Origin of the sequence: Pseudomonas syringae, from assembly GCF_023278085.1 — a bacterium.
GTDB classification, from domain to species: Bacteria; Pseudomonadota; Gammaproteobacteria; order Pseudomonadales; family Pseudomonadaceae; genus Aquipseudomonas; species Aquipseudomonas syringae_Q.
The window spans coordinates 4,451,074-4,463,456 of the sequence record NZ_CP066265.1; the positions used below are offsets into that span (position 1 = coordinate 4,451,074).

Below are 12,383 nucleotides of genomic sequence, written 5' to 3' on the forward strand. Positions count from 1 at the left end.
GCGTGCTGAATCGTTTAATCTATAATTGCACGGCACGTTACTCGATTCTGCGGATTCATTGAAGCCCAGCCGCAAAATCGGTGTAGGAGACTTCCCAAAATACTTGAAGTACTTAGGAATTTCCTACGGTCTGGTGTAAAGATCACTGTCACATCAAAAATAATTCGACTTTCCTGATCCACGCACCTTATTAAAGGAAATTCCGGGGTGAAACTGAGCGATATTGCACGTCTGGCGGGTGTTTCCGTGACCACGGCCAGCTATGTGATCAACGGCAAGGCCGAACAACAGCGCATCAGCCCGGCAACGGTCGAGCGCGTCAAGGCAGTCGTCGAGCAGCACAACTTCCGACCCAACCCTCAAGCGGCGGGCCTGCGCAGTCGGCACAGCAAAACACTGGGCTTCATTCTTCCGGACCTGGAGAACCCCAGCTACGCACGCATTGCCAAGCTGCTGGAGCAAGGCGCTCGCCGCCTTGGTTATCAGTTGCTGATCGCCAGCTCCGACGATGACCCGGTCAGCGAACTGCAACTGTTGCAGCTTTTTCGTGCGCGCCGCTGTGATGCCCTGCTGGTCGCCAGCTGCCTGCCGCCTGGCGACGAGAGCTACCGTGACTTGCAGCTCAAGGGCATGCCCGTCATCGCCATCGACCGGGAGATGGATCCCGGGTTTTTCTGTTCGGTGGTCAGCGACGACCATGACGCCAGCCTGCAGCTTACCCGCAGCTTGTTACAGACCAACCCACGGCATATCGCGCTGCTCGGCGCTCGCCCCGAGCTGAGCATCAGCCGGGCGCGCGCCGCCGGGTTCGAACACGCACTGGACGGTTTCACAGGGACCTCGGCTATCGAGCATGGCGAAGCGTTCAGCCGCCAGTGCGGGCAACGCCTGATGACCGAAATACTGCAACGCGACGGGCATTTTCCCGACGCGCTGATCACCACCTCCTACGTGCTGCTGCAGGGTGTGTTCGACGTGCTGCAAAGCCAGGCGCTGAATTCCATCCAGCTGCATCTGGGCACCTTCGGTGATACACAACTGCTGGATTTCCTGCCGTTGCCGGTCAATGCCATGGCCCAGCAGCATCAGTTGATCGCCGACAAAGCGCTGCAACTGGCACTCGCCGCCATCGAGAAGGATGACTACCAGCCCGGCGTGCATGCCATCGTGCGAGCGTTCAAGCAACGCATTCACGAGGCCTGACGTGCAACTGATCGACACCCACACCCATCTGGATTTTCCAGAGTTCGATGCCGACCGTGAGCACGTCCTGCAACACAGTCAGGCACTCGGTGTGCAGCGCATGGTGGTGCTGGGGGTCTATCAGCGCAACTGGCAGCGGGTATGGGACCTGACCGTTGCCAACCCTGCTCTGCATGCGGCGTTCGGGCTGCATCCGGTGTATATCGACGAGCACCGCGCCGAGCACCTCAAGGAGCTGGGCGACTGGCTGACCCGTCTGAAAGGCCATCCGCAGTTATGTGCAGTGGGCGAGATCGGCCTCGATTACTACCTCGATCACCTGGACAACGTGCAGCAGCAGAAAGTTTTCGACGCGCAGTTGCAACTGGCTGCCGACTTCGACCTGCCCGCCTTGCTGCATGTGCGGCGCAGCCATGCGGACGTGATCGCTACCCTCAAGCGTCACAGGCTAAAGCGCTGCGGCATCATTCATGCCTTTGCGGGCAGCCGTGAAGAGGCGCGGGAATATATCAAGCTGGGTTTCAAACTTGGTCTGGGCGGCGCGGCGACCTGGCCACAGGCGCTGCGCATGCATCGGGTGATTGCCGAACTGCCGCTGGACAGCGTTGTGCTGGAAACCGACTCGCCGGACATGGCACCCGCCATGTACCCCAACCAGCGCAACAGCCCGCAGCATTTGCCTGAGATCTGCCAGGCGCTGGCGGGCTTGATGAACATCAGCCCGGAACGGCTCGCCGAGGCCAGCACGCGCAACGCTTGCGAGCTGTTCGGCTGGCCTCAAATCGTTACTGGCTGAAACGTCAAACCAGCAGCGTCCACACGGCAAAACCCGCGTACCAGACGATTGCCGCGCGGACCAGCAATTCCCAGAGCATATCCAGGCTGGCAACACCTTCCGGACCGATGACCGGGGAAGGCACTTCGCTGGCGGCGCAGCCGGCACGAGTGACCAGTTGCATGGAACTGATGTTCCAGTTGAGCAATTCGTGGAGCATGACCCGACTGACCGCCACGAAATTGCCGACCAGCGCGAAGCTGGCAGCCAGCAACCTGACCGGTAGCCAGTCAAACGCATGACGCAACTGCCCTGCCCGCTCGACCAGCGCCGGGGTCGTGCCATGGTCAGCGGCAAGTGCCAACAGCCGGTAGGCCAGTGCAGCCACCGGGCCGAGTACGAAATACCAGAAGATGACTGCGAAGAAACTCTGAAAGGCCTGCCACAACATGAAGCTCTGCACGCCCTGCAAGAGGTGCTCGCTGTCATCGGCCTGCACGCCCATGTCGCGCTCGGCCACATGCACCGCAGCCTGAGTATCACCGCGTCGACAGGCATCACGAAAAGGCCCGAGCACGGCAATAAGGTCAGTGCGGCCGAGGCTGTAGATCAGCACCAGCAAATGAATCGGCAGGACCAGCCAGCCATAAGCCACCGAGCCGACAATCGTCAGTGCCAGTTGCAGCAGCAGGACCGGCACAAGCACCAGCAACGCCAGCGTGAGCCAGGGGCGTGCGGCGGTTCGCGGGCTGGTTTCAAGCTTTGTCAGCTCTTTCAACCATGGACCATCACGCTGTACCCGCTGGCGCAGTGCCGAAAATTTCTCTATGCAGACCGCCAGCAGTAACACCAGAAAACTCATCGTTTGTCCCTCACATCAATCCAGCAAAGCGGCTCGAAACTTGGCCCAGTCAAAGCAGGGTCCCGGATCTGTCTTGCGTCCCGGCGCGATGTCACTGTGGCCACAGATACGCTCGGGCGTGATCGCTACAAAAGCCTTTCGCAACTGGCGCGTCAGGTCAATCAGCGCGTGGTATTGCGCCTCGCTGAAAGGCTGTTCGTCCGTACCTTCCAGCTCGATGCCGATGGAAAAGTCGTTGCACCCCTCACGCCCATCAAAACTCGACACCCCGGCGTGCCATGCACGATCAAGACAAGAGACGAACTGAATGACATCGCCATCACGTTCAATCAGAAAATGCGCCGACACCCGCAAATCGGCAATGCCGGCAAAGTACGGATGCTCGGTGGTGTCCAGTCGATTCTGAAAAAAGGCCTGCACCTTGCCGGTCTTGAACTGCGCCGGTGGCAGGCTGATGTTGTGGATCACCAGCAGCGAGATCTCACCGTCAGGTCGCGCATTGAAGTTGGGCGAAGGGCAATGCTGCACGCCAGCGCACCAACCGCTTGCGGAGTCCAGTTGCATGAATGCTCCTTGAGCGGAGGAAATGGATGACACCGATTATGCCCGCGATGCATGCGGAGGTGGGGGTTGATATAGACCTCTTGCGCAGGAAACAGCCCGAATAGACTGCTCGTGGCGCTCTGTGTCACACGTCTGCAGTCTTGCGAGAAATCAGGCGCCCTTGAGCTTGCGCAGGGTGCCGATCACTGATTCCAGCGCTCGGTCAAACAGCAAGGCGTCGTCGAGGACGCGTACCGCACCGCGGCGAAACTCGACGGCGAGGCCGACGCGGGTCTTTTCCAGCACTTTCATGCCAGTGCGATTGACGAACACATAACGGCCGGTCGGCTCGACAATGGCCGTCAGCTTGCAGCGCAATTTGTGCTCTTCGTCTTCCTGAATTTCGACCCAGCAACCGACCCGCAACGTGTCGACCATCTGCAGGCCGGCATCATCGTCAGGCAATTGCACAACCGGTTCGTTGAGCAACCGCTCTTCAGGGGCAATCAGGACAATTTCCTCGACCACCGCCATCATCGGCGGACCTGCTGCAACCTCAGTGCCTGATGGCGACGCGTCACCGGCAACATCTTCGCCACTGGCTTCCTGCAGACGCGTGAAATGCTGAAACGCCTGCACATGCAGCGACTCCAGCTGGCTGAAGAATTCGCTGGTGGCGAACGGATCGAATGCCGCGCTGGTCAGGCCGTCACGCAGGGACTTGAGCAGCCCCGGGACCAGCTCCAGCAAACGCTGCAACGCCTGTGGGTCGTCATGCAGCTCGACGCTCCAGATCAAGTCGTCCATGGTCGTCAGGCCCGCCTGCCATTCGCCGGACGCTTCACCATGCTTGAGGCAGGTCAGCAGCAGCACCTTGCTCCAGGCCTCCTGCAACAGACGCACCACCACTTCCGGCAAGGTGCGCCCCAACAGGCGCTGATTCAGTTCCTGCTGGACCTGCTGGCGAGCCAGTTCGGCGCGCGCGCGGCCTTCCTCGGCATCGCGGGTACGCTGTTCCAGCAACTCGCTACGACGGCGTTCGTCACTGGTAAAGGCCAGAAAATCAGCGAGCAGTTCGGGAAAGATAGACGGATCGTCGTCAAAGTCATTGAGCAGGCGCTGCACGATCTGCTCGACCCGCTGATACAGCGAGTCGCGCTGATAATCGTCACGCCCGCCCCAACCCAGGGCTGCAGTGGCAATTTCGTTGAGCAGGCGGCGCGCCGGGTGGCTGCCTCGGCTGAAAAAGCTCTTGTCGAGCACCGCCACTTTGAGCATCGGAATCTGTAGGCGCCCGATCAGCGCACGCAGCGATGGCGGCAGGTTGCGGTCATCGAGAATGAACTCGAACAACATCGCAATGAGGTTGATCACATCCTCGTCGCCCACGCCAACAATCCGCGATTTGCCGGTTTTCACGTTGACCCGCGTCAGCAGCTGTTCAAGCTGGTTGCGCAGATCGAAGTCATCAGCGGTTTCCTGAGACGGCACATACTGCTGCAAATGGGAGAGCAGACGCAGCAGATCCCTGCTGGAAATCGGACGCTCTTCGGCATTAGGCTCGTGACGCGGCACAAGGTTGCCACGCACCTGAAGCAATAACTCCTGCAATGCCGCGAAGACTTCCTGCACGCCTTTATCAAGCTTGTCAGCCGCTTCACCGAGCGCAGTGTCGGACAACTCGACAGCGCGAGCCCTGGGCGCCGCCCGATCCGATGACCTGCGGGTAGGCAGGACCTTCATGTCGGGCAATATGCCGGTGGCAATCAGCAGCTGGTTGGCTTCGCCGTACAAATGATCGGTGTTGGTCAGGACATACTTTTCGAACAGTTTGAGGATGATCAGCTTGACCTTGATCTCCACACCCAGATTGCGTCCCGCCTCAAGAAAGAACCTGCACAGCATTGCCGGCCCCAACGGGTTGCTTTCGTCGGCGATGGGTTGCGGCACCAGCACGTTGAGGCGCGCAGTGAGCTGGCCCAGCGCAAGGCTGTCACGGCTCATGACCTTGGTGACCATGGCGTCGACGGCCACGGTTTTCTCGAGATCGTCGTTATGCACCAGCGCCAGCTTGTCGAAAGACACGGCGGCCGGCAGCACGGGGTCCTGAACCTGGTACTGCCCCAGCGACAGAAAGGATTCGTAGAACTTGTCGAGAAAGCCACGTTCGATGCTTTTGCGCTTGAGACGCAGATCACGCATGGCTTCGAAAAAGATGTTTTGTTCGGTGTTGCTCTGGGCGCGGTCAGCCATTTCGAACAGCGTGTCGTCGGCGTTATCGAACAGCACCTGCAAGGCGTCTTTGAGCTGCTGTGCCGCCTTGTCGCGAACCTGCAGCAATACCACCGGTAACCTGGCCAGCGGAGCGCTGGCCCCCTGCGCAGGAAGCACTTTGCTCAACGGCACTACTTTTTCGTCGTTCGGCATTACACCCCCCGTCAGGAACATACCCGAACCCCATCACAAACGTGGCTTGCCACCCTCGCTTTGTGAAGCGGCTCCCTTGGCGCTGCAAAAAAACGTCAAACCCGTGACGTCAAATACTAGTCGAATACTCTTTCAGAAGCATCTTGCAAAAATTTTCATTAACGCCAACGAGACGTGGTCCACATTTATTCGACTGAATGCAAAGCACTCATGAGCACCCATAGACCGCGACATTTGCGTTCCATCGCAAACGAATTTGCCAAACCGACCAACTGCACGTTCAGAAAGCCTGCACAGAGCACGGCTGCAGGTGGGTTAGCAGGTTGCAGTGCCTTATACTCGGACGACTTTGTTAGTGGAGCCCGCTATGCCGAATGTACAACTTGCCGATCTGACAGCCGAGATCGAAGCCAATGTGCGCCGCGCATTGCTTGAGGATGTCGGCAGCGGCGACATCACCGCCCAACTGATTCCGGCAGAACGGCTGGCCAAGGCCACGATCATTTCCCGCGATGCTGCAGTGATTGCCGGGACCGCGTGGGTCGATGCAGTGTTTCGTCAACTCGACCCCCGTGTGGCCGTGCACTGGCAGGTGGTCGATGGCGACCGGGTCAGCCCGAATCAGGCGCTGTTTCATCTGGAAGGCCCCGCACGATCGCTGCTGACAGGCGAACGCAGCGCGCTCAACTTCCTGCAGATGCTCTCCGGCGTCGCGACCCGAGCGCAGTATTTTGCCGACATCGTGGCGGGCACCGGGGTCAAGCTGCTCGATACCCGCAAGACTCTGCCGGGCCTGCGTCTGGCGCAGAAATATGCAGTGACCTGTGGCGGTTGCCACAATCATCGCATCGGCCTGTATGACGCGTTCCTGATCAAGGAAAACCACATCGCAGCCTGCGGCGGCATTGCTCAGGCCGTGGATGCTGCGCGCAAGATAGCGCCAGGCAAGCCGGTGGAAGTCGAAGTCGAGAGCCTGAGCGAACTCAAACAGGCGCTGGACGCGGGCGCCGACATCATCATGCTCGACGAACTGAGCCTGGAGGACATGCGCGAAGCCGTTCGTCTTACCGCAGGGCGCGCCAGGCTTGAAGCCAGCGGCGGCATCAACGACGACACGTTGCGGGTGATTGCCGAAACCGGCGTGGATTACATTTCCATCGGTGCGATGACCAAGGATGTGAAGGCGGTGGACCTGTCCATGCGCCTGAGCATCTGACGGCTCCACGCACCTACGACGACTACGATTTCGGGAGCAGACGCCTTGGACCAATGGTTTGTCATGAACGCGGGCAAGCAGCTCGGCCCGATGGATGCAGCGGCAGCGCGATTGATTGCGCGTGAAGCGCCCGGAGCCTGGTGCTGGAAACAAGGCATGCCGGACTGGCAGCCGATCTATCAGGTTCAGGAAGTACGCGCCGTCAAAAAGGATGGCGTAACCCCCTTCCCGGCCCCTGCACCTGAAATGATCCAGCCAAGGCCTTCCGGCCTGCCCGTGCAGGCTTCCCGGACACCTGCGCCGGTTCCCGCTGCCGCACCGGGCAAACGCCCCTCATTCACCCCGGACCCGAATGCTTCGGGTGGCTTTGGCTTGTCGCAGACCACCGAGGGCGTGGACTTCAAGCTGTACGGCTCCGAGACCCAGTTCGTCGAGTTGGAACTTGACCCCGGCGAAAGTGCGGTCGCCGAAGCCGGCGCGATGATGTACAAAACCTGCGACGTGCAAATGGAGACCATCTTCGGCGACGGCAGTAATCAGTCGTCGGGGCTGCTGGGCTCGCTGTTCGGCGCAGGCAAACGCATGCTCACCGGCGAAAGCCTGTTCACCACGGTGTTTTCGCAGCAGGGTTCCGGCAAGGGCCGGGTCGCCTTTGCTGCGCCCTACCCGGGCACCATCCTGCCGCTGAACCTGCGCGATTTCGGTGGCAGGCTGATCTGCCAGAAAGACAGCTTCCTGGCCGGTGCCAAAGGCGTATCCATCGGTATTCAGTTTCAGAAGAAGATCCTGACCGGGCTGTTCGGTGGTGAGGGTTTCGTCCTGCAAAAGCTTGAAGGCGATGGCTGGGTGTTTGTGCACATGGGCGGCACGGTGCGCAAGATCGAACTGGCTGCAGGCGAAGGCCTCGATGTCGACACCGGCTGTCTGGCGGCCATGACCCAGACTGTGGACTATGACATCCGTATGGTCGGTGGCGGCATCAAGTCGATGCTGTTCGGCGGCGAAGGCGTGTTTTTCGCCAGGCTGACCGGTCCCGGCACGGTGTGGCTGCAAAGCCTGCCATTCTCTCGTCTGGCCGGACGCATGCTCGCGGCAGGCCCGTCCGGTGTGGGCAGAAGCGAACGCTGATCGTCGTCATTCGACCGAGGGCCGTATGACGCCCTCTTGCCAAGGAAGAACCATGCAAATCGCTCAAGGCCAACGCATTCCGCTTTCTACCCTGATTCAGGGCACTGACCTCACGCTGTCGATCAGCATAAAATCGCCCCATGTGATCGACTACGTGTGCTTCGGCATCGACGCCAACGGCAAGCTGTCAGACGACCGTTACATGATCTTCTTCAACCAGCCAGACAGCCCGTGCAACGGCGTCAAGCAGGTGAACGGTGGCGACTTTCAGCTCTCGCTGTCCCGTTTGCCCGCGTCCATAGACCGGCTGGTGTTCACGGCGTCGATTGATGGCGCGGGGGCGATGAGCGATATCCAGTCCAGCCACTTCAACATTCAGCAACAAGGTCGCGAAGCGGCACGTGGCGAGTTCTCCGGTGCCACCTTCTCCGCCGAGAAAGCCATTATGGTGGCCGATATCTACCGCAAGAACGGCGAATGGCGCATAGCCTCCAACCTGCAAGGCTACAACGCCGGCCTGGATGCGCTGGTCGTGCATTTTGGCGGTGAAATTGCCGACGCTCCGCCTCCCCCGCCCGCACGAATTTCTCTTGAGAAGAAGATTGCCGACGCTGCGCCGCAACTGATCAGCCTGGCGAAAAAAGCTCAGATCAGCCTGGAGAAAGCCAGACTGACCGACACCAAGGCCCGAGTCGGCCTGGTGCTGGACGCGTCAGGTTCGATGAACCCGCAATACACGCGCGGCCATGTGCAGGAAGTGGTTGATCGCCTGATTCCGCTGGCGGTGCATTTCGACGATGACGGCGCGCTGGACTGCTGGGCATTCGGTGCCAAGCCGCAGCAACTCGGTTCAGTCACGCTGAGCAACTTTCAGGACTTCATCAAGACCGACCATGGCGGCTGGAAAGACTGGGAACTGGGCGCACGCGTCAACGACGAGCCCAAGGCGATGCGCATGGTCATCGACTACTACAAGAAGTCAGGCGACAAGACGCCGGTCTACATTCTGTTCATCAGCGACGGTGGCGTACACCAGGATCGTGAGATCACCAAACTGATGATCGAGGCCGCCAAACTGCCGATTTTCTGGCAATTCGTGGGGCTGGGTGGTCGCGGTTACGGGATTCTCGAAAAGCTGGACGACATGGGCGGTCGCGTAGTCGACAACTGCAACTTCTTCGCCCTGGACCGTCTGGATGAAATCCCGGAAGAGAAGCTGTATGACTTGCTGATGGAAGAATTTCCGGACTGGCTGAAAGCAGCCAAAAGTGCCGGGATTTTGTAACTCATTCAGCGGTCGGAACCTCACCTATCGTGCGATGCAGAGCGTCGTGACTGCATTCCACGCAGAGCGCGCGGAACGATAGCCTCGTAACTGTCGTACCAATGCTTTCAAAAGCCCCAATAAAAAACCCCGCCATCGCTAGCGGGGTTTTTTATCGGGCGTTGATCGGGTTTAGCCGATTGCAACACCGTGAGCTTCTGCCAGCGGTTTCAGACCGCCGACAAAGCCCTGGCCGATGGCCTTGAACTTGAACTCTTCGCCGTTGCGATACAACTCGCCGAAGATCATCGCGGTTTCAGTCGATGCGTCTTCCGACAAGTCGTAACGAGCGATTTCCTTGCCGTCAGCCTTGTTCACTACGCGAATGTAAGCGTTCGATACCTGACCGAAGCTTTGCTTGCGTTCCTCAGCCGAGTGGATGGTAACCGCGAAAACCAGCTTCTTGACCGCAGCGGCCAGGCCGGTGAGCTTGACGGTTACCGACTCGTCATCACCTTCGCCAGCGCCTGAACGGTTGTCGCCCAAGTGCTCGACCGAACCATCAGCCGATTTCTTGTTGTTGTAGAAAATGAAGCTGTTGTCATCCAGCACCTTGCCATTTTCGCCAACGATGAAGATGGACGCGTCCAGGTCGAACTCGGTGCCATCGGTAACCCGTGGATCCCAACCCAGACCAACGGTGATTTCTGTCAGGCCAGGAGCCTCTTTCGACAGGGAAACGTTACCGCCTTTACTCAGACTTACTGCCATGTTCGTAATCCTTTATATAAAAGTGATTGGACGCGAATCAGAAATTCATGCCGAAGGAGTTGGCCAACGCTTTCAGGCCACCCTGGAAACCGCTACCGACGGCGCGGAATTTCCACTCACCGTTATTGCGGTACAGCTCGGCGAAGATCATCGCGGTTTCAGTCGAAGCATCTTCGGCAAGGTCGTAACGAACGACTTCAGCGCCCGACTTCTCATTCACTACACGAATGAACGAGCGGCTGACCTGACCGAAGTTCTGACCACGGTTTTCCGCGTCATGAATAGTCACCACGAACGCGATCTTGTCGACATCAGCCGGGACGCGCGTCAGATCGACCTTGACCACTTCGTCGTCGCCATCGCCTTCACCCGTACGGTTGTCACCGGTGTGCTCGACGGAGCCATCAGCACTTTTGAGCTGGTTGTAGAAAATGAAGTCAGCTTCACTGCGGACCTTGCCATTGGCGCCCAACAGGAATGCGCTGGCGTCCAGGTCAAATGCCTGGCCGTCAGTGGCGCGCGGGTCCCAGCCCAGACCGATGAGAACATTGGTCAGGGTAGGGTCGGTTTTCGACAGCGAAAGGTTGCCACCTTTTTGCAGAGTCAAAGCCATGATTCGGTTATCTCCTTTATCCAGTGTTTACGCTTTTTCTTCAGCCGGTTCTTCTTTGCCCGGGAAGAGCAGGCTGGCGACGATACCGATGATCAGCACGACGACCACAACCAGCAGGCTGGCGTTGGCGCTGATCTCGTAACCGTGATGGAACAGGTGGTTGGTAGCATTCAGGCCCAGTTTCAAGGCAATGAAGAACAGCAGCGCAATAACCGCTTTCTCCAGATGCACCAGGTAGCGCTTCAGGGCTTCAAGTACGAAATACAAGGTACGCAGGCCGAGAATTGCGAACAGCATGGCCGAGAACACGATCAACGGCTCGCGGCTCACTGCGATGATTGCAGGCACGGAGTCGAACGCGAACAGCACGTCGGAGATCTCCGCCACTACCAGACACAGGAACAGCGGAGTAGCGAACAGCGCGCCTTTGGCAGCCAGCGTGATACCGGCGTTTTCAGGCTTCTTGATTTCCTCTTCCAGTACCGAGCGACGCACGAAGAAGTTGCTGCCGTGCAGCTTTGGCCACACCGGGAACAGTTTCTTGGCGAAGCGATACGCCATGTGCTGCGAGTAGTCGACTTCTTCATCGTCGTCATCGCCGGCACGCAGCATCATGATCGCTGTCCAGGCAACGATCACCGCGAACACCACTTCGACCCACGGGCCCAGCGCCAGCAGGCCAGTACCGATGGCGACGAAGATGCCGCGGAAAACGATGGCGCCGATGATGCCCCAGTACAAAACGCGGTGGCGCAGGCCATCCGGAATCTTGAACCAGGAGAACAACGCCATGAACACGAACAGGTTGTCGACGCTCAGCACTTTTTCCAGCGCGTAACCGGTGACGAACAGCGTGGCGACTTCAGAGCCGTGCTGTACGTACAGGAAACCGGCGAAAGCCAGCGAAATGGCGACCCAGAAGACCGACCACGCCGAGGCTTGCGCCAGGGTGATCGGCTTGTTTCCCCGGTGGGAGAACATGTCGATGGCCATGGCCGTAATGGCCAGACCGACGAAAACCGCCATCGTGAGTGGAGGGAAGCCTAGAGAGGTGCTTTCCATTTAACTGCGTTCCTTAGGGTAAAAATTACAGGTCAAAATCGGACGGGTTCAGGCCAAGCTCTCGACAGATCGTGCGGCAGACTTCCCGCTCTTTCTCATCGAAGCTGCCATCAGCGCCACCGATTGCACAGCAGACGCGCACCAACAGACGGGAGGCATCTTCTTTCTTCTTGATCTTGCCGATGGTTTTCAATGCCTCGGCACGGCCAATTTCGTAATCGAACTCAAACTTGGAGCAGGCTTCCTGGAAACCCTGAATGACGTCCTTCATGTCGAAAACTTTCAGTTCCTGAGAGTTCTGAATGAAGCCGGCCATTTTCTGCTTTTCACTGGCGCTGATATCGCCATCAGCGGCAGACACCAGTGCACAACCGGAAACCACAGCGTCCATGAATTCACGATTCTTGAACTTCGAAACTTCAGTTGCCAGCTTGTCGCGGGCCGCTGTTGCGTTTGTTTTCAACCAGTCCAGCATGTCTATCTCCCATGAGGCGGCACAGCCAGCCAGAAATACCACAG

Annotated in this window: 12 protein-coding genes; 5 read left to right on the top strand and 7 right to left on the bottom strand. The window is 58.8% G+C overall.

All coding sequences use genetic code 11. From position 1 onward, the window contains the following. Positions 1-207 precede the first annotated feature (207 nt). Entirely contained in the window at positions 208-1,203 is a 996-nt protein-coding gene (cra, locus tag I9H07_RS19840) for a catabolite repressor/activator (protein WP_024674306.1), read from the top strand. Further along, positions 1,160-1,999 carry a TatD family hydrolase gene (locus I9H07_RS19845; RefSeq protein ID WP_236424008.1) on the top strand — a complete coding sequence of 280 codons (840 nt, stop codon included), beginning with the start codon at positions 1,160-1,162 and terminating at the stop codon, positions 1,997-1,999. Before cra ends, I9H07_RS19845 begins: the two co-directional genes overlap by 44 nt. Before the next feature lie 4 nt (positions 2,000-2,003). On the opposite strand, the gene ampE is transcribed toward I9H07_RS19845, so the two are convergent. The 3 genes from ampE to I9H07_RS19860 all read right to left on the bottom strand — a co-directional run bounded on the left by ampE (position 2,004) and on the right by I9H07_RS19860 (position 5,810). Beyond that, on the bottom strand, positions 2,004-2,840 hold the full coding sequence (gene ampE, locus I9H07_RS19850; protein ID WP_058824645.1) for a regulatory signaling modulator protein AmpE: 837 nt from the start codon (positions 2,838-2,840) through the stop codon (positions 2,004-2,006). Positions 2,841-2,855: 15 nt separating this feature from the next. Continuing rightward, positions 2,856-3,404 (bottom strand): 1,6-anhydro-N-acetylmuramyl-L-alanine amidase AmpD, encoded by a 549-nt coding sequence (gene ampD / locus I9H07_RS19855; protein WP_236423988.1) that lies wholly within the window; start codon positions 3,402-3,404, stop codon positions 2,856-2,858. A 150-nt stretch (positions 3,405-3,554) separates the two neighbouring features. Next, positions 3,555-5,810 (bottom strand): DUF1631 domain-containing protein, encoded by a 2,256-nt coding sequence (locus tag I9H07_RS19860; RefSeq protein WP_236423986.1) that lies wholly within the window; start codon positions 5,808-5,810, stop codon positions 3,555-3,557. A gap of 367 nt (positions 5,811-6,177) precedes the next feature. On the opposite strand from I9H07_RS19860, the gene nadC reads away from it, so the two are divergent. From nadC to I9H07_RS19875, 3 genes are read left to right on the top strand one after another with little or no spacing between them, the layout of a single operon-like run. Further along, positions 6,178-7,026 (top strand): carboxylating nicotinate-nucleotide diphosphorylase, encoded by an 849-nt coding sequence (gene nadC / locus I9H07_RS19865; protein WP_236423984.1) that lies wholly within the window; start codon positions 6,178-6,180, stop codon positions 7,024-7,026. Positions 7,027-7,071: 45 nt separating this feature from the next. Continuing rightward, complete coding sequence (locus tag I9H07_RS19870; RefSeq protein ID WP_058824648.1) at positions 7,072-8,154, top strand: TIGR00266 family protein; 1,083 nt, start codon at positions 7,072-7,074, stop codon at positions 8,152-8,154. Between the two features lie 52 nt (positions 8,155-8,206). After that, positions 8,207-9,439 (top strand): VWA domain-containing protein, encoded by a 1,233-nt coding sequence (locus tag I9H07_RS19875; RefSeq protein ID WP_236423980.1) that lies wholly within the window; start codon positions 8,207-8,209, stop codon positions 9,437-9,439. A gap of 171 nt (positions 9,440-9,610) precedes the next feature. Here the strand turns inward: I9H07_RS19875 and I9H07_RS19880 are convergent, their stop codons facing one another. Genes I9H07_RS19880 through I9H07_RS19895 form a run of 4 tightly spaced genes read right to left on the bottom strand, consistent with a single transcriptional unit; the run spans position 9,611 to position 12,339 of the window. Continuing rightward, entirely contained in the window at positions 9,611-10,189 is a 579-nt protein-coding gene (locus I9H07_RS19880; RefSeq protein WP_024674298.1) for a TerD family protein, read from the bottom strand. Between the two features lie 37 nt (positions 10,190-10,226). Continuing rightward, complete coding sequence (locus I9H07_RS19885) at positions 10,227-10,802, bottom strand: TerD family protein (RefSeq protein ID WP_024674297.1); 576 nt, start codon at positions 10,800-10,802, stop codon at positions 10,227-10,229. A gap of 27 nt (positions 10,803-10,829) precedes the next feature. Next, positions 10,830-11,864, bottom strand: coding sequence for a TerC/Alx family metal homeostasis membrane protein (locus I9H07_RS19890; protein ID WP_024674296.1), 1,035 nt, complete (start codon positions 11,862-11,864; stop codon positions 10,830-10,832). A 25-nt stretch (positions 11,865-11,889) separates the two neighbouring features. Further along, a complete protein-coding gene (locus tag I9H07_RS19895; RefSeq protein WP_007251676.1) occupies positions 11,890-12,339 on the bottom strand; it encodes a tellurite resistance TerB family protein in 450 nt (149 codons plus the stop codon). Positions 12,340-12,383 lie beyond the last annotated feature (44 nt).